Raw genomic sequence first — 24,320 nt, forward strand, 5'->3', positions numbered from 1 at the left:
CCAAGGCACATGGCTGCCTGTCAGGCCAGCAGTCACGTATGCTTATACGCTCCTTCGGCCTTCAGTTGCCGAGCACCTTGCTCATCCTATTGCATCATTCGGGTTTCAATGCGTTGGTTTTTTATTATCGAGATGTGCTGAAGCAAGAGTTGGGTGATTTTAGTGATTATAAAAAGGCGACGGGGTCGAAGCGGATACCGGTGGTGCTTTCGGTGGAAGAGATTCGGCGCACGCTTGCGTGTATGGCGCCGGAGCAGGCGCTAATGGCTCGCTTACAGTTTGGTGCGGGCTTACGTATTTCGGAGCTGGTGCGTCTGCGGGTCAAGGATGTGGACTTCGAAAATCAGCAGTTGATCGTTCGTGGTGGAAAAGGGGATAAGGATCGTGTGACACTGTTGCCGGAGTCGTTGATTCCGCTGCTAAAGGCGCAGCGGGATCGAGCGCGTGCGCTCTACGAGGCGGATCGTCAGCAGCGTGTGGCGGGCGTCTGGCTGCCGGAGGCACTGGCGCGTAAGTTTCGTCGTGCGGGTGAGCGCTGGGAATGGTTTTGGTTTTGGCCTGCTGCGGGACTGTCGGCAGACCCGCGTGCTGCGGGCACGGTTCGTCGGCACCACGTGGTGGCAAAATCCTATGGGTATGCCGTTACAGTGGCGGCTCGGGAGGCGGGCATCGCGAAACGGGTGACTTCGCATGTGCTGCGGCACAGTTTTGCGACCTTATTGATGCGCAACGGTACGGACGTGTGTCAGGTGCAAGAACTGCTCGGGCATGCCAATCTCGAGACGACGCGGATCTACTTGCATGTCGAGGGCTCGAAGCGGCCGAATAGCCCGGCGGATGCTTTGTGAGCGTGCACATCGTTAGATTTGGATTTCGTATAGAAACTGGAGCATGCTTGAAGCTTAATTCAGAGGTCAGAAAACAGAAGCTTGAACCCAAACGATGCGAACGCGTCATCTGGGCTGAAGCTCTAGAATCCGTTGATTGGCGGAGCCGCGGAAGCGGAGGCTGGGATCGGCTTGTGACTGGATGAAGGGGCCGTCGATGAGGACGTCGACGTAGTCGAGCACGGCTTTTTGCGCGGGCGTGAGGTCTTCCAGTAGATAACCGGTCCATAGCCAGATATTTTTTTCGGGGCACTCGGCTTTGACGCGCTGCACCAGCTGCAGTATGTCGGCGCAATTGCCATGAAAGAGCGGGTCGCCCCCGGTCAGGGAGAGGCCATGGCGCGGGATGCGGCTGTCTTTGAGGTCGGCTAGGATGCGCTGGATCAGCGCCTCGGTGACTGGGTGCCCGGACTCGGGCGACCAAGTGGACGCGTTGTAGCAGCCGGGGCAACGATGCTCGCAGCCTGAAACAAACAGAGTGCAGCGGTTGCCGGGCCCGTTGATGACGTCGAGCTCGATGTAGCGATGATAGTTCATGCGAGCATGCACTACAGGTGCTTGGTGCGGCGCTTCACCTCCTCCTGCTTACCGGCGTTGAAGGGGCGAGCGTCGGGATTGCCGAGGTAGCCGCAGACGCGGCGAGTTACGGAAACGCGTGCTGGATCGTTATTGCCGCAACTGGGGCAGGTAAAGCCTTTGGCCGTGCATTTGAACTCGCCGGTAAAGCCGCAGTCGTAGCATTCATCGATAGGCGTATTGGTGCCGTAGTAAGGCACGCGATCGTAGCTGTAGTCCCATATCGCTTCGAGCGCTTCGAGGTTGTGCTGCATGTTGGGGTATTCGCCGTAGCAGATGAAGCCCCCGTTGGCGACGGGCGGATAGGCATACTCGAAGTCGAGCTTGTCGTAGGGGTTGACCTGTTTCTCTACATCGAGGTGGAAGCTGTTGGTGTAATAGCCCTTGTCGTTGACGCCAGCGATTTGGCCAAACTTCTTGAGGTCCAGGCGGCAGAAGCGGTCGCAGAGGTTTTCACTCGGAGTGCTGTAGAGGCTAAAGCCGTAGCCAGTCTCCGCCTTCCAGCGGTCGACGGCGGCACGCAGGGCTTTGACGATGGCCAGCGATTTGCCGCGCAGCGCCTCGCTGTCGAAGACGTGGGTGTCGCTGCCATAGAGCGCGTTGATGCACTCGTGCAGGCCGATATAGCCGAGGCTAATGGAGGCGCGGCCATTTTTAAAGAGCTCCGAAACCGGCTGCTCGGGCTTGAGCCGCACGCCGCACGCGCCCTCCATATAGAGGATCGGCGCCACGCGGGCAGGCACATTCTGCAGGCGGGCGATACGCGTATCGAGCGCTTTGCGGGCGAGCTGCAGGCGTTGCTCTAGGATATCAAAGAAACGTGCCTCATCCCCCTGCGCTTCCAGCGCGATGCGGGGCAAGTTGAGGCTGACCACCCCGAGATTATTACGGCCTTCGTGGACTTCTTTGCCCTCCGACTCATAGGCCCCCAGAAAACTGCGGCAGCCCATCGGGTATTTGAAGGAGCCTGTCACTTTGACCGTCTGATCGTAGTTTAGAATGTCGGGATACATGCGCTTGGACGCGCACTCGAGGGCCAGTTGCTTGATATCGTAATTCGGATCGCCGGGCTTGCGGTTGAGCCCCGCTTTGACGCCAAAGACCAACTTGGGAAAGACAGGTGTCTTGCCCTGTTTGCCCAGCCCTCGGATACGATTACGCAGGATAGACTGCTGGATCAGGCGCGCCTCCCAGCTCTCACCAAGGCCGAAGCCGAGGGTGACGAATGGCGTCTGCCCATTGGAAGTGTGCAAGGTGTTGACCTCGTACTCCAGCGATTGAAAGGCATCGTAGCACTCCTTCTCCGTGAGCGCTTGAGCGTAGGCCTCGGGGTCGGCGACCTGCCATTGCTTGGCGGTTTCGAGGTGTTTGCCATAGCTGATCGTGACATAGGGCGCCAGCACCTCGTCGATGCGGTTGATGGTGGTGCCGCCATAGATGTGGCTGGCGACTTGGGCAATGATCTGCGCCGTGACCGCGGTGGCGGTCGCGATCGAGCGCGGCGGCTCGATCTCCGCGTTGCCCATTTTGAAACCACGTGTGAGCATCTCTTCCATGTCGACCAGCATGCAGTTAAACATCGGGAAGAAGGGCGCGTAATCCAGATCGTGATAGTGGAGATCGCCTGATTCGTGGGCAGCAACGACATCCTTGGGCAGCAGGTATTGCTTGGCGTAGTGCTTGGCCACAATGCCGGCCAACAAATCGCGCTGGGTCGGAATCACCCGCGCATCTTTATTCGCGTTTTCGTTGAGCAGTTCCGCATTGCTCTGCTCGACCAGGCCGTGAATCTCCTGGTTCAGCTTGCTGACACGCTCGCGAGCCACGTCGCGGTCGTGGCGATACTCGATGTAAGCGCGCGCAATTTCCTTGTGCGGCCCCGCCATCAGCTCGTGCTCCACCAAACTCTGGATTTCCGTCACACAAGTCTCTTTTTGCCCCAGGAATTTAGCCGTCACCAAGGCAGTCACTTGGCCCGCATAGGCGAAGTCGTCGATACCCGCCGCATGGCCCGCCTTGTAAATGGCCTGAGCGATGCGTTCGAGTGAAAATGGGATAAAACTGCCATCCCGTTTACGCACAAGGGGATAAGGAAGTGATTGCGGAGTTTCAAATAAAGTTGCCTGAATTGCACTAGATGTCGTAGCCATGCCACAAGAGATGCCCTATATCTAGTGTTCGTTAAAGTTCAATATGTAAAATGACCGACACTATAAGTTGCCGAAACAGCCTCTTAAAGCAGTCATGATGCTAGGCAAACAATGGACAAATGTTCACTATTTAATTGTCTCCCGACTACCGGCGATAATATGCTGCAGCAATGGGACTCCGCTATTTATTCATCGATTTCGACAGTTTTTTTGCTTCGGTGGAGCAACAGTTGCAGCCAGAGCTCCGCGGCAAGCCCGTGGGTGTGGTGCCTTCGCTCAACGTGGCGACGACCTGCTGCATCGCGGCCAGCTACGAGGCCAAGGCCTTCGGCGTAAAAACCGGCACGGGGGTGCGCGAGGCGCGTGCGCGGTGTCCGGACATCGTGTTTGTAGAGGCAGGACACTCCAACTACGTTGAGATGCACAAACAGATAAAGGAGCTGATCCACCAAATCATCTATGTCGACGCGGTGCTCTCGATCGACGAAATGTATGGCCGTCTACCGCCACATTGGCAGCCGTTGGCAGTGGCGCGGGGCAAAGCCATGGAGATCAAGACCGCGCTCGCCGCAGAAATCGGCCCACACATCCGCGCCTCGATCGGACTGGCCCCGAACCGCTTTCTAGCCAAGCTGGCCAGCAAGCTGGAAAAGCCCGATGGGCTGACCACCTTGGACTTCGACGAGCTCCCCGAGAAACTGTATCGCTTCGACTTGAGCGACATCACCGGCATCGGGCGTCGCATCGAGCGGCGGCTGCACACCGCCCGCATTATGGACATGCAGGCCCTGTGCGCGGCCAGTCGGCGTAAGCTGCACCGCATCTGGGGCGGGATCGAAGGCGACCGCATGTGGTATGCGCTGCGCGGTGTGGAAGTGCCCACGGTGGAGACACAGCGCAGCAGCATCGGGCATTCGCACGTGTTACCGCCGAAACTGCGCAGCTTTCACGGGGCCCATGCCACGCTGCACCGCATGCTGCAAAAGGCCTGCCTGCGATTGCGGGCGATGGACTACTTTACCGGGCAGCTAGAGCTCGGCGTGAAGTTCGGCTTTGACCTGCGCTGGGGCGCGGAAACGCACTGCTTCCCCACGCAGGACAGTGTGGTGCTGGGCAAATTGCTGAACGAACTCTGGGCGCAACATCCCGCCGACGCGCCCGAGCCGACCAAAGTCAGCGTGACACTTACGCGACTGGAGCCGCTGGGCGCGCACACGCCCTCGCTCTTCGCCGAAGACAACCATCCGCGCCGCATGCAGCTACAACACGCCATGGACAAAGTAAACAAACACTTCGGCGGCCGCACCCTCTACTACGCCGACGCCATGGAGGCGCAAAAGTCCAGCGAAGCCGCCCCGATGCGTATCTCGTTTAACCACATCCCCGACCTGGAACTGGAACGCGGGTGATGCTCTTTCAGCTAGCGGGCAAATCTAAAAAGCCCACTAAGGCACTCTCGACCCGTGCAAGCACCGCCGAACTAACATGCCCGATTCGTTGCCCGAGGCGATCGCGTCGGAGCGCGCTCAGCTTATCGACCATAATTTGGGAAGGTAACTTCAGGCCGTTGCCCTTACCCGGGCTGAGAGAAATTCGAAATAATGGCGCGTCGATACAATGTGAAGTAATCGGTAGCACCACGACTGAAGCATGGGTGCGATTATATAAGTTAACAAAAAAAAGCGCCTCTCCGCGAGGAGAAGCGCTTTTCGATTATAATGTATTAAAAACGAGGCCTACTCGCTGGGCGCAAGCACTTCAGGCAGTGCGCGATCTGTGGCGGGGGCACTGACCTGTTCGACTTGCTCTGCAGTCACCGCCTCCGCATCGATACGCGCTTGCACGACCGGCTTGATAAAAGTCGGCAGGAAGAGTGCCAGCATCACGGCCACCGCAGAGCCGAGGAAGGCTTTACCCGCATCACGGAAGATCATGTTCGAGACCTTTTTCTTCTTACGCAGCTTCAGGCGTAGCGCGATCCCCACCTCACGACCGGCCAACAGACCGAGGAAGACCCAGGTGGTGCTCATCGGCATCTGCTCCGGCCAAGGCACATCCATATCCATCGCAGCAAAGAGCTTAGGGATGTAGTCGACCTTAAAGAAGAGTAACACCATCCCGTAGAGTAGATCGATAAAAGTCGCCGAGCGCACATCGATGGTATTGGTCTTAGTGGTGACCACGCGCTGAATCGCGCCGCCTTTTTCACGGAATAGATAGCCCTGCAAGAGCACCATGCCGCCAAGCGCAAAAATCAAGCCTACCAGCGAGAGCTCACGCGGCAAATAAACAAAGATATTGGCCAAATCCTGGATCAGCCACATCGACCAAAGAAAGCCAGTCGAGCCCCATTGAAAGATCATCCAAAACGGGTGTAGCTCATTGTGCGGCCCCTCGCCATCTCGCTCCGCGGCTACCTTGCGCTCCATCAGGTAAATGACCAACCAATACAGAGCCAGCCCCAACGCAAAGGCAATCGCATAGCCCACTAAGGACTTCTGCATCATCGAGTTAAACAGGTCGACCGCATCCTTCGGCGTCTTCCCCTGCTGCGCAGCGACCAGCCCCTTAAAGCCAGTCAGAACCAAGAGCGAAGTGCTCACCGGGATCCCCATCCGCGTCAGAATCACCAAACAAAGCGGCGGAATCACAAAGAGCCAGGTGATCGCTCCCCCAAAGGCCTCCGGGTGGGCGATATTCTTGCCCGCAGCCGCAAGCCGCCCAAATGCAGGATCCCCACCATTCACTATCCAGCCCCAACTCACAGTCACCACCATGATTCCGGAGATCCAGATCCATAGCGTCCACCAAGGGCGCTTGCTATTAGAAGACAAAAATGTCCCCAGAGTTTGGATCGAGTCATTTGCAACGATCGCGTACGCAGCGAGGGCAAAGCCCAGAATCATGAATATATCAGACATAAGAAAATAGTAAGACTCAGTCTGCACAGGATTTCGCCGTAAAATCCAGCCGATTATGGCAACAATTCTGCCAAATAAACACGACGGTACAAAATCAAATGGCTTAAGATTCCAGACTCTAATTACACCGACGCGCACGGCTTAAGTCAGGTCCGTTGCCGGCACTGACATCCTCTAAATTCTCCTGACCTAACTCTATTTTTGAACCAACTAAGTTATTGACAATAGCCAAACCATTCATTTTGAGTCGTCAAAATGAATAAAGATACCAATCAAACGAACCTGTATTCTCGAGCTTTTTCGAGCCGAGCGATGCAGCTCTCCAGCCTAATGCTCGCCTCTTCGGCAGCATTCACAAGCTACGGGCAAGAAAGCCTCCAAGACGGCGACAACGAAGTCTACGAACTTCAAGACTTCACCGTCGTCTCGACCGGCACCCGCACGGAGCGGCTACTCATCGACGTGCCAATCAAAACGGAAGTGCTCGGCAGCGACATCTTTGAGTCCGCCGCTGTCACAGAGCTGGGCCAGGCACTGGAGTTGCTCAATGGCGCCCGCACCGAGGCGAACTGCCAAAACTGCGGCACCGCCGAGATCCAACTGCTCGGCCTGCCGGGCAACTACAACCAGATCCTGGTCGACGGCTTGCCGCTCTTCACCGGCGTGGCCGCGGTGTATGGCATCGACCAAGTACCGACGATCGCCATCGACCGCATGGAAATCGTCAAAGGCGGCGGCTCCGCGCTCTACGGCCCCGGCGCCGTGGCGGGGGTGGTCAACTTGATTCCGGAGGAGCCCTACGAAAGTCACACCCACATCGACAGCACCTTTCGCAGCACCGACGGCGAAAGCCCGATCTACCAGAGCCAGTTTGCCAGCTACTACGTCAACGAAGACGGCTCTTTCAAGGCCTCACTCTACGGCCTCTACTCCGACCAAAACGAGTATGACCGCGACGGCGACGGCTTCACCGAAATGGTGGAACGCGAAAATCGCGTCATCGGCACCAACTTATGGTGGACGCCCACCGATCGCACCCGCCTGCGTGGCAACTACCAATACATCGGCGAAGAGCGCCGTGGGGGCGACAGCCTCGGCAAGCCGGAGGAATTTGCCCAAGTCGCCGAAGCACTCGACACCGATTACCACTGGGCCACGCTGGCCTGGGATCAGCAACTGGCCGACGACTGGAGCATGACGATCTCCGCTGCCATGGTCGACTTCCAGCGCGACAGCTACTATGGCGGTACCGGCGGCGAAATCATCGATCCCGCCAGCGACGTCATCGACTACAACAACCAAACCGTCAACGGCGGCGGCAATGCCGAAACGGAAGCCTTCTTCGGCAATCCCACCGACGGCACCGGCGGGGGCGCCTACAATAGCTTTGGCCAGACCGACACACGCTCCTACATCTTCGACGCCAAGTTTCAATACGATGCCGGGCAAGTCGGCGAAACCGGCGAGCACCGCTTCGTATTCGGCTTTCAATATGAGACCGAAGCGATCAAAGACGACCAGCTAAACGCTGAAGGCGACTTCCTCGCCATGCTGCACGACGACAGCTTTAGTAACCTCGGCTTCTTCCTGCAAGACGAGTGGCAGATCAACGACCGACTCGAAATTGTGCCCGGCATCCGTATCGACAAGGCCAATACACTCGACAACTGGGTATTCTCCCCACGCATCGCCGCTCGCTACACCGCCAGCGACACGGTCACCCTGCGCTCCAATCTCAGCAGCGGCTTCCTCGCCCCTCGCATCTTTGACGAAGACATCCACATCGAAAACATCGGCGGCACGCCGCGCGACATCGTAAATGCCGACGACCTCAAAGAAGAGCGCTCCTACACCTTCGCGCTCGGCCTCGACTACAGCCCCGCCGCCTTCCAGGGCCGACTCAAGACCTCGGTGCAAGCTTACTACACCATCCTGAAAGACTCCTTCGACCTCGACGAGAGCACACTGCGCATCGAAGGCGGACGCGAGAAGATCGACCGCGTCAACACCGACGGCTCCACCATCTTCGGCATCGAGCTCGACGCCGCCTACCAGTTTAACAACAATTGGTCAGCCAATGCCGGGCTCGCCTTTAGCCAAGCGCGCTACGATGAGGAAGACGCCGACCGCGGCACCGACCACTATAATAAAACGCCCGACTGGACCGGACTGGTGCAGCTCAACTACGACAACGACGACCTCTTCGACGCCTACCTCGCGCTCAAGTGGACCGGCGAGATGTATGTCGACCGCCTCGACTCTGTTACAGAGCCTGGCGTAGAAAAAAGCCCACAGTTCTTCGTCGTCGATCTCGGCATCAGCAAGAAATTCGAGTTCGAGAGCTACGACCTCACCCTACGCGCCGGCATCAACAACGTGCTCGACGCCTATCAAGACGACCAAGAGTCCGGCTTTGAGCGTGATCCCGGCTACGTCTACGGCCCGCGCACACCGCGCACCTTCATCCTAGGCGCCCGCATCGACTTCTAGCGCAATATCCAGAAGCTTACTGAGATATTAACGGATGATTTTTCGTGTAAATGTAGCGGACTCGTTGAAAAGCCTGAGCTTGTCGAAGGGCGACGTGTCCGGGCGTAGCTTTAGCGAAGACTGAAGCGATTTCGAGTTGCGGCAGCCCTACATCCGTCGATCGAAACGGCTTCGCCGATCCGCGACACCCGCAGAGCTTTTATCAGCTTTTTTCTGAAGATGACTCTAATACCACTTCTAAGAATATATGATCTATAAGCTTGGCCTTTGCGTAGCCTCGAAACTTTGTTTCGGGGAGCGATTGACATCGCCCCGGTTCTGAGAACCGAGGTTACAAAAGATATATCTATTAGGACCAAACTTTTTTCGAATTAGTATAAAGCGCATGCCCATCGCTACAGCCATTCGTGTCATAAGCTCCCTCTGGGGCGGTGCCTTACTCCTCATAACGAGTTTAAGTGCCGTTCCAGTAGGGACAAGGCTCGACAACCCAGGCGACCGACGCCGCATCGTCCAAGCCCAGGGCTACCGCTTGCTCCAGTCCGAACTGCGGCCTGAGGTGGAGGTCGTGATTTTCTTTTATTCCGCCTCTTGGTGCGCGCCCTGTAAACAAACCGCCAAAGCGCTCAGCCAAGCCTACCCCGACATCATCACAGCCGAGCCGCGGGTAGAGGTGCTCACCTACTCCGTCGATTTCAGCGCCGACGCCCGAGCCGACTATCTACGCGCGGCAAACTATCCATGGCCCGCCATCGCACCCGAGCGGATTGGCAAAGCTCCATGGCCCGACAGCATCGCCGGCGGCACGCCACAATTTCAAGCCTTTGCCATTTCCGAGCAAGGCTGGCAAGCGATCACCACTCCCGGTGATGCACCCACTGTCTTTAAAGCAGCATTTACGTTTTTAGCCATAGACAATACGGACACAATCGCAGCTCCCTAAAAGCAATAATCAATCTTCACATGTTACTGAAAATCTCTTTCAATACCAGCAGATAACCCGGCTGTAACAAAACCGCCACAATTCCGACACCCAAGCTTAACGATAGAGCCCTTTCTTTTAAAAATGCTTTCTGCTATCGAATCTCGCTCATCTATGAAAAAACCACTTTTACAAATCCTGGCATTGGGCTGCGCCCTCGCACCATTTAGCCTATCCGCACAAAACAAGGTTACAGAAACGCGCGATACTTTGGATAAATGGGTCGAAACCCGCCAAATCATCTCCGAAGAGAAGGCCGACTGGAAAGTTGAGCAATCCATCCTCAGTGATACCATCACCCTTCTAAATAATGAACTAGAGCGTTTAAATAAATCGCTTGAAGAGCTCGAAGCTTCTGCCACCGCAGCCGACGAGGATCGCAGTCAGCTCGCCTCCCAAAAGGATGAGCTAACCGAGGCTGCAGGCGTCGTCGAAGCCAACATCGGCGGACTGGAAACTCAACTCAAGCGGATCATCAAAACATTCCCCCAGCCACTGACCGATAAGATCAAGCCGCTCATCCGCCGCCTCCCCGAAGACTCGGCCAATACAGAGCTCTCGCTGGGCGAACGTGTGCAAAACATCGTAGGCATCCTGAGCCAGGCAGATAAGTTCAACACAACTATCACACAAACCAGTGAATCACGCGAAATCGGCGACGGAAGAATCGTCGAAGTGCGCACACTCTACTGGGGCCTGGCGATGGCCTATTACGTCGACGCCTCAGGTGAATATGCCGGTATCGGCTTCCCTGGAACTGATGGCTGGGAATGGCCACAAGACAATGAAAAAGGCGCCGAAATCAAACGCCTCATCGATGTCTATGAAGGTTCCGAAGACATCTCATTCGTCGAAGTGCCCGCACGCATCAACTAAAGCTTTCAATTTGCCAGACCATGCAAACATCCGCTAAATCCCTCTTTGCCGCAATTTCCTTGCTGGCACTTCCATTCGGCCTCGCACATGCGCAGTCCTTTAATGACGCCAGTAACCAAGCTGACAGCGACCTTAAAGCTGCCCTCACCGAACTCGCCGAGACACGCGGTGAGATCGCCGCCGACAAGATCCCACTGATCCGCGAAGTCTCTTCGCTGGAAGATCAGGTAAGCCAGAAATCTGACGAGCTCAACCACCTACGTCGTCTACGTGACAACAGCGACCTCGGACTCAATCGTCTGCGCGAACAAGTGGACGCGATCAAGGCACAGAACGAATACGCAGCTGGCCTGCTTGACGAATTTGTGCGCTCCTTTGAAACACGCATCGACTACAGTGAAGTGCAACTCTACGCAGCCGCAGCCGAAGAAGCTAAGCTCGCGATCGACGATCCCAACCTCAGTCAAGCAGATCGCTTCAACAAACAGATCGACGTTATCGGCGTCGCGCTGGACCGTCTTGAAAAACTAACTGGCGGTTATACCTTCGAAGGCAAGGCACTCGCTCCCACAGGTGCAATTGAAGAAGGCACCTACGGCGCATTCGGCCCCACTGTTTACTTCACATCCAAGCAATCTGATCTATCTGGCATCACCTTCACGAAGCTCAACGCCGCCGAAGCTGCCATCGCCGTGCTGGGTGAACAATACTCCGCGGGCATCCGCAGCTTCATCGAAAACGGACAAGGCGCGATACCGATCGATCCGACCCTCGGCAAGGCACTTAAGATTGAAGAAAGTAAAGATTCCATGATGGAGCATATCGCTCAAGGCGGCGTGGTCGGATACGTCATCCTTGGCCTCGGTGCCTTCTGCATGCTGCTCGCAGCCCTTAAAGTGATCGAAGTCACTTCCTTCAAAACTCCGAGCTCCGAGCAGGTGCAATCCGTCATTAAACAAATCGAAGCGAAGGACCTAAAAGCAGCTTACAGCGCGGCCGAAAGCATCGGCGGTGTCGGGGGTGCCATCCTACGCAAAGGCGTTGAAAACGCTGACGAGAAACGTGGCACACTGGAAGAAATCCTCTACGAAAAAATCCTCGCCGCGCGCCCGAAACTGGAGCGCTTTCTCCCCTTCATGGCTTTGACCGCAGCCGCAGCACCGCTCTTAGGTCTCCTGGGAACAGTCACGGGGATGATCAACACTTTCAAGCTGATCACCGTCTTCGGCACAGGTGACGCCAGCAACTTGGCTTCCGGTATCTCACAAGCACTCGTGACCACAGAGCTTGGCTTGGTCGTTGCAATTCCTGCATTGATCATCCACGGCCTCCTGGCTCGCATGGCGAAACAAAAGATCGGCGACCTGGAACAGATCGCGGTTGGATTCATCAACGGTGTCATCGGTGCGCGTAACAGCGATTAGAATTCATACTCAACACTTACTGCTATGTTCGAACAAATCATCAGCATCCTAGATAGTGGCGGGTGGGTCATGTACCCGCTCGGCTTGCTCGCTGTATTGATTTACATGAACGGCTTCGAGCTCATACTCTTCCTGAGTAAAGGCAACATTCAGCTAGGCAACGATTCCCAATGGCTCGCCTGGGTCTACAACCCAAGCGAAGCCAAAGGGCGCGCGGGCGAAATCATTCGCTACACACAAGAAAACGTACGCACCTCTAAACACGTGCGCACGCGCTTCGAAGAAGTACGTCAATCCATCCTGCACAATGTCGACCGCCGTCTCATCTTTTTGAATACACTCGTGGCCGCTGCACCTTTAATGGGGCTGCTCGGCACCGTCATCGGCATGTTAGCCACCTTCTCCGGCATCGCTCGTCAAGGCGGCGGTGACACCGTCGATGTAGTCGCATCGGGCATCTCAGAGGCACTCATCACCACTCAAACAGGACTCGTGATCGCACTGCCCGGCATCTTCCTGGTGCTCCTGATTCGCAATCGTAAGCACGCCATCGAAGCCGCCCTGGCACGCATCGAGTCACTCAGTCTCACCAAGCTGCAGCTCGATTAATTCACATTCAACGCTCCACACACTTAACTTTCAAACCGCAATGCGCAGAAACCTAACAGCCGACGACCGCGATGATGTAGAGATTAACCTCTCTCCCATGATCGACATGGTCTTCATTCTCTTGATTTTCTTCATCGTGACCACAGTGTTCGTCGAAGAAACAGGCGTCGAGGTCAACAAGCCCGAAGCCGCCGCTGCTGTTCAACTCGAAAAGAACAGCATCTTGATCGCCATCACAAAAGACAACAAAGTCATCTACGGCGGTCGCGATATCGGCGTCGCCGGCGTGGCTCCACAAGTCAAACGCCTGGTGCTCAAAGAAGACCTCCCCGTCATCATTCAAGCCGACGAAGGCGCCAGTCACGGCATCTTCGCCCGCGTTTACGGTGAAGCCAAACTTGCCGGTGCTAAATCAATTAACTTTTCAACGAAGCGTTAAGGCATGGCCTTTCTGCTCTAAGCCACAAAAAATAGATGTCCAAGCTATACAACGCGCCCAAATATAGAGGCAGCACCCGGGCCTTCGGTACCGCGCTCGGCATCGGCGTGAGCGCCATACTCTTTTTAGCCATCCCTCTGACTCAAATTTTTAACAAATTTGAGAAGAGTCCTGAGCAAATCGAAACAATCGATATGGCACCGCCGCCGCCCCCGCCGCCGCCAGAAGATCCACCCGAGCCCCCTCCCCCCGAAGAAGAGGAGCCTCCACCGGAACTCAATACGCCTCCGCCCCCCATCTCGCTAGAACAACTCGATATGGCGCTCAACCCGGGCACCGGCGGCTCCATGGCGGGCGACTTTGCACTACCAACATTTGACGTTAATAGCAGTGACCTCGGTGGACTTGAGATTTTCGAGCTCGGCGATGTCGACTCACCTCCACAACCACGCACCAAAATTGAGTTCAGCTATCCTTCAGCAGCGAAGCGCAAGGGCATCACTGGGGTAGTTAAAGTCGAATACATCGTCAACGAGAACGGACGCGTCGAACAAATCAATATCGTCGACTCCCCCGACAGGAGTCTTTCCAAAGCAACTGAAGAAGTGCTGGAACGCGCCCGCTTCGAACCCGCTCAGAAATCAGGTCGCGCTGTCAAAGTTCGTATGCGTGCCGCCATCCCTTATCGTTAACAAATAGGAAATAAGATTTAATAAAGAAGAAATCTGCTCCAACCGTCGTATTATATAATAATTTCAAAATGAAAAAGATCACCGCACTCCTCTTCGCAGCCGGCATCACCGCAGGCTCGCTCACAGCCCAGTCCAATATCAACACTCACCTCTGGAGTGACACGACCTTCGTCAACGAATTCCTTGGCAGCTATGGTTTTCTGGCTGGTGCTGAACCGCAAATCTCCGACGAAGAAAAAGAAGCTCTGCGGAATCTGATCGACCTCATCAAAGCGAGCCCCAAAGCAGCCATTCAAGCCTTGGAACCACAGATCACTCAAAGCAGTAGTGCTGCCTTCGACTTCATCCTGGGCAACCTTTACTTCCAAGATGGCAATCTCTCCAAGGCTGAACAATACTACGGTAACGCAGTGGTCAAACACCCGGACTTCCGTCGCGCTTACAAGAATCTCGGACTGGTGCAAGTGCAGCAAGGCAACTTCGACAAAGCCATCAAAACCATCTCTAAAGCGATGGAACTAGGCGAAGTTGATGGCCGCTCGTATGGCCTACTTGGATACGGATACCTCACACAGGAGCGCTACTACCCAGCTGAGGCTGCCTACCGTCAGGCCATCCTCATGCAACCGGAGGTGACTGACTGGAAGGTCGGCCTGGCTCGTTGCCTGCTCGAAACAGCACGCTACGCCGACGCGATCGCCTTGTTCGATACTCTCCTACTCGACGAGCCCAATAATGCGGATTACTGGATGCTACAAGGCAATGCCTACCTCGGCAAAGGTGAATCACTCGCCGCCGCCAAAAACCTCGAAGTCGTGCGTCGTATGGGAGCCGCTGACCTGAGCACACTGACACTGCTTGGCGACATCTACATGAATAACAATTCACCCGACCTCGCGCTAGAAGCTTATCTCGCCGCAACCAAAGTCGCCAGCGATCACGAGAGCAAAGCATTACTCCGCGCAGCCGATCTACTCACACGCAGTGGTAATTACGAGCAGTCTAAAACAATCATTTTGCGCATTCGTGAGCAACTCGAACTTCCCGAAGCAGACGATCTCACACTGCTCACACTCGAAGCAAAGATCGCACGTGCCGAAGGTAACGACGAAGCCGCAGTCGAGCTACTCAACCAGATCGTCGAACGCGATGCACTCAATGGTGATGCCCTGATCGAACTCGCTAATTTCTACGCAGACCAAAATGAAATGGCCAAGGCCATCAACCGCTTCCAACAAGCCGAGAAAATCGAAGCCTTTGAACGCGAAGCCTTGATCGCCCACGCGCAAGCTCGTGTCCGTAACGGCGACTACAAAGAAGCCCTCCCGCTCCTACGCCGCGCACTACAGATCAAGCCTGACAGCAATCTGGAAGACTACGCTCAACGTGTCGAGAAAGCCGCTCGCTCGTAGCCTGAGCCAGACGGCTGCCCGCTAAAATGACACCCGTTTACGCAACTGCAACGTCACATTGACACAGGCGTCACCACCACGTCACACGACACAAAAGCTTTACCAACGTCACTTCCATGTTCGTTGATCACTCGATACTGGCTAGGTTATAATGTGGAGTGAAATCTCTGCTCCCTGCTCTCTTCCTAATCACATCTCTCAGCCTACCATTGCTGGCCAATGCCGGCAATGAGGCGATACTGAACAGCATATTACAAAAGCACATGGAGGCGATGGGCGGCCTACGTAACTGGAGTCAGGTCGAGAGTATACGCCTGACAGGCAAGATTGAGCGGAATGAACAGATCGTTGATCTTGTGATCATCAAAAAGCGCCCCAATCAAATTCGCGCAACAGTCACTGTCCCACTACCGGGCACAGAGGATCAAGCGATACAAGTCATCCGCGCACACAACGGTCAAAGCGCATGGACCGCAACTCGTCGTGCAGGCGCACCAGATATGACACCAACTGAGCTCATCGGAGATGAGGCCGACAGCTTGCTCTCAGAGGCCGGCGTCCTGCCCCCTTTAATCAAACTATGGCGAAGCGGCGAAAAGCTCACATTCGCAGGCTCAAGCCCCTTTAATGGCGAACAAGCCTTTGTAATCGAGCATCAGCACAAATCAAAGAATAAACAACAGCGCTTCTACCTTTCCGTAGAGACTTATCGAACACTCGCCTACGAAAGCAAGACTCCCACCGAATCAACACTCACCACTTTAGGCCATTACCAGCAACAAGATGGCATTTTAATTCCCACGCAATCAACTGTAACTTCCCAAACAACAGGCGTGTCCAAGATGAACATGAGCTCAATCGAGATCGGCGTTGGTATTTATGATGAGTACTTCGAGACAAGTGCGCAGTCTGAAAGGGCTGAACTTTAATCCACTCTGGCTTGAAGCATGCGGACAACATCTGCTCGCGGAGCAGAAGAATTGAGGAGATATGAACGGCCTTGCTAACTCGCGAATTCGTAGCGAAACGATCACCACAGGAATCACTGTCGTATTGCTAAAAATGCACGCTCTAACTCTCTCTTCACTTGTTCATACTTAGATGCAGAGAAATGTCCTGAAATTCGTGGATTAAATTTAGATTCCAAAATGCGAAGCGTTTCTGAACGATATACGATTTTACCGTTCGCATCAATAAGCACAAATGAGGGTGTCGAAGAAGGTTCATGCCACAATACGGAAGCGTAACTAAGGCGCATATGAGGAATAAAAACCGGCAAATGGTTGAATGCATTGTAAAAATACCCGTACCAATGATCATCACCAGGGAATGCGATCGGTAAAATATCGTGCTCTGAGAACACTCCTCCCTCGAAAGTTCGATCTAAGTATTGGGTAATCAGTGCATTCTCTTCATTGATCTCGTTCACGTAAAAACAAAGGATGTAAGCATTGTCCTTAATGTCATCCAAGATCATGTGCGTCGCGTCACGGTTCACATATTGCACGATCTTATTCCCAAGCTGGATCATCGCATTCGGAAACTCTTTAATTTCCTGCCCGCTTACGATGCGATCAGATGCTTCCTCAAAATCTGTTGCCATGGCGTCCACCCAATGCACACCGTGACGTCCAAAATCAACTAAGGCACGCCGCCCCTCAACTCGCTGCAGAATGCCAATGCTACCAGCTCGAATCACATGTTCTTCTCCATTTACGTCTTCTTGAACTAGTTTACTAAGCACCGTCAGCCGAGCAGGCCAAGACGCCGAGTTATCATAATTCGAAATAGCCTTTAAGTTTATTAAGCCTGAAAACAGGACCAACAGAATAAATAACAATCGCATAATTTTAATCAAAAATGTTATAGTAAATGTGTCGGAGGCTTGCCAGAGGGATTGTGAATTCGATTCACCCGAGAGCTCGGAATGGGTGGCTCGTTACGCGTGGACAAATTGCCATCAACCGATGATGCGCGATTATCAGCTATCACTTCACGACCAACAGCGACCCTAGATGCAAATAAGGGAGATTGCTTTGGCATCTCAAGTGGAAACCAGTTTATCTGATCCTTGTCTGTCAAATTTGATTCACTTCCAGCAACATCACTCTGCACGTATGTCTGGCTATCAGAAAAAACAATTTCATGACGACTAAGTGCAGCATCTGAAATATTCTGATTTGAATGATTGTCGGCACTTTCAGCATAAAAGAGCCCCACACTACTAGCCGTACCTAAACTCAAGTAGTATCTATTCCCATCCCAAACATAGCTGATAGAGCGCGTAGCCGGATTATAACTATGAATGATGAAACCATTCACATCCTCCATCGGCGTCATCCATTGTGACCTCTGATGTTTATCATCTTTAATACTGAAATAGTAAACGCCATTGATCTGACTGATTCCATTCAGAGAAAAGCGCTTCAGTGCCTCCTTTGAGACTGCAGGGACCTGTTTTTTCTGTTGTGTCGGAAGGCCACTCGCAGAAACAAAAGGTGAATTCCTAATTAATGTCGCTTTTGCATAAATTGAGGAAACCAATACAATGTGAAAAATAAATAACCTTAGCAACATAAGTCAAATAAGTATAAATTAAAAATGCCGGGTGCTCGTGAGCACCCGGCATTGCTTAAACAGCATATCAGCACTACACGCGACGGCGCATTGCTGTAAACACCAATGCCATCATGCCGAAAATCGCGGCATATGAACTGGGCTCAGGCACTGCAGTCGTTCCGAACAAACCAATATTGTCGAAGAAGAAGTTACCAGGATCCGTAACAGCATCGTTAATTGTAAACACCAAACGAGCATCGGTGACCTGGTCAAGAAGGCTAATATCAATTGCATCATTATCGAACGTCCAAGTCCCAGCAGACAATTCGCTATTACTAGTCACATCCACCTCACCAAGAAAACTGGTTCCATCATAAGCCGACACGGTGAATACATCAGTAAATAAACCAGGTACTATGGATGTAAAGTCAGTGCCATAATCGCCAGATGTCTGGGTATCGTAGTCAAAATACAACTGAGTTGACTCATAGCCAGAATTATCCCATCCAATCGAAAACGAAGGATTCCCCGTCGTCGCTCGCATAAGAAAACTCTTAGTTCCAGTTTCGTTGTCAGCACTCACTCCGCCTTGGAAACCATAGCGTCCCTGAGTCGTACCAGAGATATTGCTATTACCAACACCACGACCTTGGGCAAAAAATGCACCTGTGCCAAAGTCCGTGCTACCGTTGGTTCCATTTGCATAAAGCATCGCACCATCAGCAGACCCATTAACATCAGCCTCGAACCCCGCATCCAAGTTCATGGAAACATTGGTGGTCTGAAAGTCCCAGCCTGCAATTAAACCTTGGCTGTAAGAAGAAGCCGCGAGGCCTATACTTGCTAGTGAAATAATTATTTTTTTCATAATAGTTTATAAGTTACCTGTCGATTACTTAGCTTCGTAGTAAACAGAATCAAATACTGTCCAACCAGCTGTCCAAAGCGCATCGCCAAGTGTCGTCGCTTGAGGATTGAACGCACCGATGAAACCTGGATCGATGAAGTATGTAGCAGTATATGGCTCTGGAGAAGTCGAGGCGAGCGAGCTAAGAGCGCCGGCACTCAATTTAGAAGGATCGAAACCGCCGTGAGTAGACTCAAAGTTGCTGTCCCATTGGCGACGTGCAATTTGACCGTTGTAGGCACTAGCATTTGCACCACTCACACGGTTAGAAGCATCGAATGGGTCAACATCGAATACATTATTCGAGAAGTTATTGCCAACGCTATTAAACACCTGAAGTACACGGCTGCTATTTGCACCTTCATTACCACTACCACCGTCTAAATCATTTGTATTAGCAAATGTGCTAGCAGTATAGAAATCTGCATTTCCATACCAGATATTAGAACGGAAAACAATATCACCAAGATCCCAGCGCTCATCACCATCCTTGGCGAGAAGGATGCCTGCAGCACCATGATCAGAGAAAATGCTATTAAAATATGCACCTCCCCAAGAATCACGCAGTGTGAAAACATTATTGATGCCATCATCACCATCATCTTTGCTATAAAGACCGGAACCTACGTATGTAGCATTATAGACAGTTGGAAATGTGAAAACAAGACCTCCTCCTGAGTCACCGGAACCAAGGAGATTTGTGCTACCACCGGGAGCTGCAGCAAATTGATCAACCGAATAACCGATTGCATCCGTGCCGTCATGCTCGCCCGCAGCATTACCGCTGTCTCTGTCATCATTTTGCATTGAGAACCAGAATTGGCCAAGACCCGTGAATCCTTCGTCCATATCGAACGAATCGTCATTGTTATAAAGTGAAACTAAGTAACGAGTGTTTACAGTACCACCGAACCACTCAAAGCCATCATCCTGATTAGAGTAGACTTCGACATACTCGATTTTAGTACCAAAGCCAACTCCACCCATAGTGAGGCCATTCAACTCATTATCTCCACCGATAGCATATCCACCATGGCGAATCGAGACGTATGTAAATGAACCAGAGCTGTCATTAGGGTTACGACCACCATACACAGAATTCTGTCCTACAAGGGCTGTATTTAAGCCTTCAATTTGTCCTTCCATAGGATTAACAACCGATGGAAAGTCACCTTTAGAATCCGCAACAATACGGTCGTTTGCTACATCGATATCACCAATGCTGGTAGGCGCATTACCCAAAATAACGATACCGCCCCAATAACCTTGATGCTCAGTGCCGGCACCATTAATATCGCCAGTGCCATCGATGTCAGAAAAGTCGAAATCAGCAACGCTTGCTTCGACATAAGGAGGAAGCGGATTACTAGCGGGCGCTGCATCTAGAAAATCTGCAACTTCGATCGAATTGCCAGTATAATCATAGGCACCTGTGTAATTAACTGCATCGGGTGAGCCATCATTGTTCTCGTCAATCACCGCAGTGGTAAAAATAATAGGGCTCGAGGAATTCCCGTTTGCATTGATCTGTCCATCACGTGTGATGATTAAAGCACCAGGCTCTCCACCAGCGGCACCGATAGTACCAGAAAAGCCACCTTCTCCAATACCAGGTTCACCACGAATAATGGTGCCAGGGCCGATCGTTAAAGTGGCACCATCATTGACGAATGTATAACTGGCGAGGATGTATTCGTTCGCAGAAGTAAGCTCCAAATCCTGCCCAATGTAGTAGTAACCATTAGCATCTACAGTGACCCCTGGAAGATTCTCGTCAATGACCACAATTGCGGCCTGAGCTGCTGTGAACGCAGATGCGCTTGCAGCGAGAGTTAGTAAGATTTTTTTCATGAGTATTTCTAGTTTGTTTATAATTGTTCGCTAAGTAGCAGCGAGAAAGACAGAATACAGGAGCATTGTTACAAATACGCTACGACGGAGATAAGATGTCGTGAACTCAGCATGCCCCTAAAAAGTTGCTGTTACTGAAATGCTAAAAGTTGGACGAATCTCATATTCCTCACGTACGGTATCAGCTTGCTGAAGGCTCGGATCTAATGCCTCTAAATCTTGCATAAAATCCTCATCATGCAGAAGCTGGCGAGTTGGAGTATTTATATTTTTCGCTGACAACTTAAAGGACCAGGTGTCATTAATTACCTGCTGCCACACAAGGTTTAGCGCAATAAATTCATCCCAGTACAAATCCGTATGAGTATTCTGAGTCCCCACCAAAGTAAGCGCCTGGCCAACCAAATTAGCTGAGACTGTCAACGAACCACCAATGGACGGGAAATCGATCGTGGTATATGCGTTTGCTATATACTCAGGCTGATCGAACAATTGACGAGAGTCCTCAACAATCGTGCTCAAAGCACCGTTGCCAAAACTGTCAATCTCCAACTGAGATCGGTCCACCTCAGCCTGAATCTGAGTATAATTCGCGCCCACAGACACATTATGCAGAACCTCTGGAATGAAATCGAAATCCGAAAGGCTCGCCTGAAATTCAACTTCCCATCCAAATAAATCAGCATCATTCTCATTATTGATATACGTAATAATACTGTCAGTACCAATGCTAGTTGGTGGCGCAACAGCGATACGCTCGACTGGAGTTCCAACTGTTTTATGAAATACCGAAGCGGCCATGAAGACTGAATCCTTTGCCCACTCGACTCGGAAATCTAAATTTTCGATCTCACTAAAATCCAACCCCGAATAACTCCCCAACAATGAGTCCGGAAGCGAACCAGTGTATATCTCACCCGGATTTCCGATTTCCAAAGTTCTGTCGGTAACATTGAGCGTCGGGAAAGGTGCAATCTCTCGAAAAGATGGCTTTGCAATCGTCTGAGACCACGCTGCTCTAAAAGTCAGGTTCTCATTAGCCTCGGCAATGAATGTGACAAAAGGAAGCTTGTCCTGACGATCAATAGATTGCTCAACAATCGTAATCGGCCAATTCACCGACTGAATGCCCGCAGGAAAATCAGGGTCGTCCGAATAAGAAAGTTGATTTTCTTCAACACGAATCCCTCCGACAATACGCAACCAATCAAAAGGCTTAATCTCCGAGGAGAAATACTTCGACTCTGTTAATGACTCCCCTGTTGCTTTAAATTCATAAATTTGATCCGCCTGATAGGGCACCGAAACGCTCTTCCGATACACATCCCAAGTCCCCTCTGAATTCTGAATTGAAAAGAAACTACTGGTATTCACCTCAGTTGCATTCGTGCCAGCATATGCGACAGAAGGTACAGCAATTCCATCAGGCCCCGATAAGTAAAGCGCAGAAGGATCTCGCGTCCACTCAAGTTGATTCAATTCACGGCTCACCTCCTCGCGAGCGAAACCGAATTCAAACTTAAGAAAATCAGCAACTGGAAGTTCTAAATCAATTCGTCCTGCATTGCTTTCCTGCTCCGTATTCCGGTTAAAGCGGACTGGTGCGACCCCTTCGTTGGAATCAATCGGATTCGTGTTTCCAGGAAGGCCACTACTGCTATCCGACTCAACCGCATATCCTTTAAATGAACGAATGTCGGGCTCGTCTTGAGTAGTATCTGCAAACAAAGTTGCCCATTTAATAACGGGTGAACGCTCGCCAAAATCAAACGGGCGATGCTCCCCCCCAAGCTGATGCCCCGTCAAACTTCGCTCAGTGTAACTCAATTCACCATTCAGGTCAGTATCATCAACCACACCAACAGTGGCCTCAGACTCTCCGATTGTAGTATAAACGAAATTATAAAAAAGTTTATTTCTTTCACCGAAGTTAAGCCCCAAAGCCAACAATGCAGATATTTGATCCTCAATAGAGCCTTCCTCGATCTCCTCGGTATCGTCAGTAATAAAAGTATTACCATCAAACGACGCCTCAGTCTTGGTAGTGCTCCGACTCCTTTCCTGGTGCTTCTGTGTCGCACCAAAAAGAATGCCTAGTGTCACATCATCCTTTAACTCGATACTGTTACCGATCTCAACTGATGTCCCGAAGTCTCCCCTTGACTTACGCTTTTCAGCAAAAAAACTAGGCGCACTTTCAGGAACCATAGCCGAATCAATACTCCCATAATTAAGATTCGGATCATCGGCATCAATATACCCGACGATCTCACCATTAGCACCTCCATCGACATTTCGCGTCAAGGCAACGACTCCAGTAGGCTCATACCCTTGAGCGCCATCCGAGTCGAATCCCCTGAGGTCTGTGCCCTGCACAAAATAATCATCACTACCTCTTTCAGGGTCCACGAGCATCTCCTCTCCCCACAAACCATCCTGCCAACCAACGGATGCACTGCCTTTGATTGTTAACTCATCTGGAAATGACTTCGTAATCAGATCAATCGAACCCCCTGTCGAATCCCCGGGCTGGTCCGCCGTAAATGTTTTTTGTGCCACCAGCGATTCAAACAAACCCGCCGGAAAAATATCCAAAGGCACCGCTTTCCTATCAGGATCGGGACTAGGCAGGCGCACACCATTAATCAAGGTAGTATTATAGCGATCATTCAGGCCACGAATCACAGCATACTTCCCATCACTAACTGTGGCACCGGTTATTTTAGAAAGCGCCTCGGCTGCATCTGAAGCAGCAAATTTCGAGAAATCCTCGGAACTCAATACGTTCACCATTGATTCAGAGCCAAGCCTTAGATCCAACTTCATCATCAATTGATTCGCCTCCTCTGCGGTCACAGAAAAGTCCTGCAATTCATAAACTTCGTCCGACATTTCCGCAGGTCGTGGTGGTAAAGCAAACGGGAAGACACTCACCTCGCCACCGGCGATGCTATAGTCAGTCACGTTCGCCTCGATATATCCGGACTTCACAAAACTAAGGGTGTAGGACCCAGCTGCGACTGGTCCGATAGAATAGCGACCATCATGGGTAGTCACCGTAGCGATATCAGCCTCCTCAATCAAAATCGCCACTCCGGCAATAGGCTCGCCAGTATCTTTGTCGACAATCTGTCCAGATACCAAACCCTGATGAGCTTCCAGCACACCTTCATACTCAGTAGCAGTCTCATTCGCTTCTACCACAGATTGCATTAAAAACTCTTCCGCAGCAACTCCAGCTGTTTTTACAGAATCAGATGCATCCTGAATCAAGCCCCCCTCTCCGGCTGCCAAATTTACATCACCTTGTAATTCAAGCTCACGCTCTTTGATTTCAGCTTTTTTGATTTCCTCTACCTGCTCCTTATACTGATCAGGCACGACGATCTTAATCGCAGATGCAGCCTGCGTCATCATCAAGAAGGACACAAACAGCCGCATGGAATTTGAGTAAAATTTGCTATTCATTAGTTTGGCATGTAAAATTGCATTAGCCACCGCTTCGGAAGCGATGGACCCTGAATGGCGAATTCTTTTGTGGTCCA

Annotated in this window: 19 protein-coding genes and 1 pseudogene; 11 read left to right on the forward strand and 9 right to left on the reverse strand. The window is 52.2% G+C overall.

Annotated elements, in window-relative coordinates; genetic code table 11:
- Nucleotides 1-848, forward strand: an 848-nt coding sequence (locus tag QEH59_RS07585; RefSeq protein ID WP_308984764.1) for an integron integrase, incomplete at its 5' end; no start/stop codon positions are given.
- Between the two features lie 105 nt (nt 849-953).
- Here the strand turns inward: QEH59_RS07585 and nrdG are convergent.
- A complete protein-coding gene (gene nrdG / locus QEH59_RS07590; RefSeq protein WP_308984765.1) occupies nt 954-1,424 on the reverse strand; it encodes an anaerobic ribonucleoside-triphosphate reductase-activating protein in 471 nt (156 codons plus the stop codon).
- Between the two features lie 11 nt (nt 1,425-1,435).
- Nucleotides 1,436-3,613 carry an anaerobic ribonucleoside-triphosphate reductase gene (nrdD, locus tag QEH59_RS07595; protein WP_308984766.1) on the reverse strand — a complete coding sequence of 726 codons (2,178 nt, stop codon included), beginning with the start codon at nt 3,611-3,613 and terminating at the stop codon, nt 1,436-1,438.
- A 170-nt stretch (nt 3,614-3,783) separates the two neighbouring features.
- Here nrdD and QEH59_RS07600 point away from each other — a divergent pair, with 170 nt between their 5' ends.
- Nucleotides 3,784-5,022 carry a DNA polymerase Y family protein gene (locus tag QEH59_RS07600; protein ID WP_308984767.1) on the forward strand — a complete coding sequence of 413 codons (1,239 nt, stop codon included), beginning with the start codon at nt 3,784-3,786 and terminating at the stop codon, nt 5,020-5,022.
- Between the two features lie 7 nt (nt 5,023-5,029).
- Here the strand turns inward: QEH59_RS07600 and QEH59_RS18980 are convergent.
- Nucleotides 5,030-5,272: pseudogene (locus tag QEH59_RS18980) on the reverse strand (type II toxin-antitoxin system PemK/MazF family toxin); the annotation flags it as partial.
- A 77-nt stretch (nt 5,273-5,349) separates the two neighbouring features.
- Nucleotides 5,350-6,534 carry a hypothetical protein gene (locus QEH59_RS07605; RefSeq protein WP_308984768.1) on the reverse strand — a complete coding sequence of 395 codons (1,185 nt, stop codon included), beginning with the start codon at nt 6,532-6,534 and terminating at the stop codon, nt 5,350-5,352.
- A 255-nt stretch (nt 6,535-6,789) separates the two neighbouring features.
- On the opposite strand from QEH59_RS07605, the gene QEH59_RS07610 reads away from it, so the two are divergent.
- The 9 genes from QEH59_RS07610 (at nt 6,790) to QEH59_RS07650 (ending at nt 16,387) form a co-directional block, all read left to right on the forward strand.
- Nucleotides 6,790-9,024: a TonB-dependent receptor plug domain-containing protein gene (locus QEH59_RS07610; RefSeq protein ID WP_308984769.1), complete on the forward strand. Its 2,235-nt coding sequence runs from the start codon at nt 6,790-6,792 to the stop codon at nt 9,022-9,024.
- Between the two features lie 385 nt (nt 9,025-9,409).
- A complete protein-coding gene (locus QEH59_RS07615; protein ID WP_308984770.1) occupies nt 9,410-9,967 on the forward strand; it encodes a TlpA family protein disulfide reductase in 558 nt (185 codons plus the stop codon).
- Nucleotides 9,968-10,120: 153 nt separating this feature from the next.
- Entirely contained in the window at nt 10,121-10,882 is a 762-nt protein-coding gene (locus QEH59_RS07620) for a DUF3450 family protein (protein WP_308984771.1), read from the forward strand.
- A 20-nt stretch (nt 10,883-10,902) separates the two neighbouring features.
- Entirely contained in the window at nt 10,903-12,306 is a 1,404-nt protein-coding gene (locus QEH59_RS07625) for a MotA/TolQ/ExbB proton channel family protein (RefSeq protein ID WP_308984772.1), read from the forward strand.
- 24 nt (nt 12,307-12,330) lie between these two features.
- Complete coding sequence (locus QEH59_RS07630) at nt 12,331-12,915, forward strand: MotA/TolQ/ExbB proton channel family protein (RefSeq protein WP_308984773.1); 585 nt, start codon at nt 12,331-12,333, stop codon at nt 12,913-12,915.
- 40 nt (nt 12,916-12,955) lie between these two features.
- Nucleotides 12,956-13,354, forward strand: a complete 399-nt coding sequence (locus tag QEH59_RS07635; RefSeq protein WP_308984774.1) for an ExbD/TolR family protein — start codon at nt 12,956-12,958, stop codon at nt 13,352-13,354.
- A gap of 35 nt (nt 13,355-13,389) precedes the next feature.
- Nucleotides 13,390-14,046 (forward strand): energy transducer TonB, encoded by a 657-nt coding sequence (locus tag QEH59_RS07640; RefSeq protein ID WP_308984775.1) that lies wholly within the window; start codon nt 13,390-13,392, stop codon nt 14,044-14,046.
- 68 nt (nt 14,047-14,114) lie between these two features.
- Nucleotides 14,115-15,458, forward strand: a complete 1,344-nt coding sequence (locus QEH59_RS07645) for a tetratricopeptide repeat protein (RefSeq protein WP_308984776.1) — start codon at nt 14,115-14,117, stop codon at nt 15,456-15,458.
- Between the two features lie 158 nt (nt 15,459-15,616).
- Nucleotides 15,617-16,387, forward strand: coding sequence for a hypothetical protein (locus QEH59_RS07650; protein ID WP_308984777.1), 771 nt, complete (start codon nt 15,617-15,619; stop codon nt 16,385-16,387).
- Nucleotides 16,388-16,500: 113 nt separating this feature from the next.
- Here QEH59_RS07650 and QEH59_RS07655 read toward each other — a convergent pair whose 3' ends face one another.
- From QEH59_RS07655 to QEH59_RS07675, 5 genes are all read right to left on the reverse strand, one after another.
- Nucleotides 16,501-17,304, reverse strand: a complete 804-nt coding sequence (locus QEH59_RS07655) for a hypothetical protein (RefSeq protein ID WP_308984778.1) — start codon at nt 17,302-17,304, stop codon at nt 16,501-16,503.
- 17 nt (nt 17,305-17,321) lie between these two features.
- A complete protein-coding gene (locus tag QEH59_RS07660) occupies nt 17,322-18,035 on the reverse strand; it encodes a hypothetical protein (RefSeq protein ID WP_308984779.1) in 714 nt (237 codons plus the stop codon).
- Nucleotides 18,036-18,108: 73 nt separating this feature from the next.
- The gene (locus QEH59_RS07665) at nt 18,109-18,885 is read right to left on the reverse strand and encodes a PEP-CTERM sorting domain-containing protein (RefSeq protein ID WP_308984780.1); all 777 of its coding nucleotides are present in this window, start codon (nt 18,883-18,885) and stop codon (nt 18,109-18,111) included.
- A 24-nt stretch (nt 18,886-18,909) separates the two neighbouring features.
- Nucleotides 18,910-20,775 carry a hypothetical protein gene (locus QEH59_RS07670; protein ID WP_308984781.1) on the reverse strand — a complete coding sequence of 622 codons (1,866 nt, stop codon included), beginning with the start codon at nt 20,773-20,775 and terminating at the stop codon, nt 18,910-18,912.
- A 117-nt stretch (nt 20,776-20,892) separates the two neighbouring features.
- Nucleotides 20,893-24,243 carry a carboxypeptidase regulatory-like domain-containing protein gene (locus QEH59_RS07675; protein ID WP_308984782.1) on the reverse strand — a complete coding sequence of 1,117 codons (3,351 nt, stop codon included), beginning with the start codon at nt 24,241-24,243 and terminating at the stop codon, nt 20,893-20,895.
- Nucleotides 24,244-24,320 lie beyond the last annotated feature (77 nt).

It is taken from the genome of Thalassobacterium sedimentorum (assembly GCF_031127905.1).
GTDB classification, from domain to species: Bacteria; Verrucomicrobiota; Verrucomicrobiia; order Opitutales; family Coraliomargaritaceae; genus Thalassobacterium; species Thalassobacterium sedimentorum.

What these genes read in the sequence shown, in the direction of transcription:
- QEH59_RS07600 (WP_308984767.1), top strand. Translation starts at nt 3,784, where the DNA reads ATGGGACTCCGCTATTTATTCATCGATTTCGACAGTTTTTTTGCTTCG.
- QEH59_RS07655 (WP_308984778.1), bottom strand. Translation starts at nt 17,304, where the DNA reads ATGCGATTGTTATTTATTCTGTTGGTCCTGTTTTCAGGCTTAATAAAC.
- QEH59_RS07605 (WP_308984768.1), bottom strand. Translation starts at nt 6,534, where the DNA reads ATGTCTGATATATTCATGATTCTGGGCTTTGCCCTCGCTGCGTACGCG.
- QEH59_RS07675 (WP_308984782.1), bottom strand. Translation starts at nt 24,243, where the DNA reads ATGAATAGCAAATTTTACTCAAATTCCATGCGGCTGTTTGTGTCCTTC.
- QEH59_RS07665 (WP_308984780.1), bottom strand. Translation starts at nt 18,885, where the DNA reads ATGAAAAAAATAATTATTTCACTAGCAAGTATAGGCCTCGCGGCTTCT.
- QEH59_RS07615 (WP_308984770.1), top strand. Translation starts at nt 9,410, where the DNA reads ATGCCCATCGCTACAGCCATTCGTGTCATAAGCTCCCTCTGGGGCGGT.
- nrdD (WP_308984766.1), bottom strand. Translation starts at nt 3,613, where the DNA reads ATGGCTACGACATCTAGTGCAATTCAGGCAACTTTATTTGAAACTCCG.
- QEH59_RS07610 (WP_308984769.1), top strand. Translation starts at nt 6,790, where the DNA reads ATGAATAAAGATACCAATCAAACGAACCTGTATTCTCGAGCTTTTTCG.
- QEH59_RS07660 (WP_308984779.1), bottom strand. Translation starts at nt 18,035, where the DNA reads ATGTTGCTAAGGTTATTTATTTTTCACATTGTATTGGTTTCCTCAATT.
- QEH59_RS07645 (WP_308984776.1), top strand. Translation starts at nt 14,115, where the DNA reads ATGAAAAAGATCACCGCACTCCTCTTCGCAGCCGGCATCACCGCAGGC.
- QEH59_RS07630 (WP_308984773.1), top strand. Translation starts at nt 12,331, where the DNA reads ATGTTCGAACAAATCATCAGCATCCTAGATAGTGGCGGGTGGGTCATG.
- QEH59_RS07670 (WP_308984781.1), bottom strand. Translation starts at nt 20,775, where the DNA reads ATGAAAAAAATCTTACTAACTCTCGCTGCAAGCGCATCTGCGTTCACA.
- nrdG (WP_308984765.1), bottom strand. Translation starts at nt 1,424, where the DNA reads ATGAACTATCATCGCTACATCGAGCTCGACGTCATCAACGGGCCCGGC.
- QEH59_RS07625 (WP_308984772.1), top strand. Translation starts at nt 10,903, where the DNA reads ATGCAAACATCCGCTAAATCCCTCTTTGCCGCAATTTCCTTGCTGGCA.
- QEH59_RS07620 (WP_308984771.1), top strand. Translation starts at nt 10,121, where the DNA reads ATGAAAAAACCACTTTTACAAATCCTGGCATTGGGCTGCGCCCTCGCA.
- QEH59_RS07635 (WP_308984774.1), top strand. Translation starts at nt 12,956, where the DNA reads ATGCGCAGAAACCTAACAGCCGACGACCGCGATGATGTAGAGATTAAC.
- QEH59_RS07640 (WP_308984775.1), top strand. Translation starts at nt 13,390, where the DNA reads ATGTCCAAGCTATACAACGCGCCCAAATATAGAGGCAGCACCCGGGCC.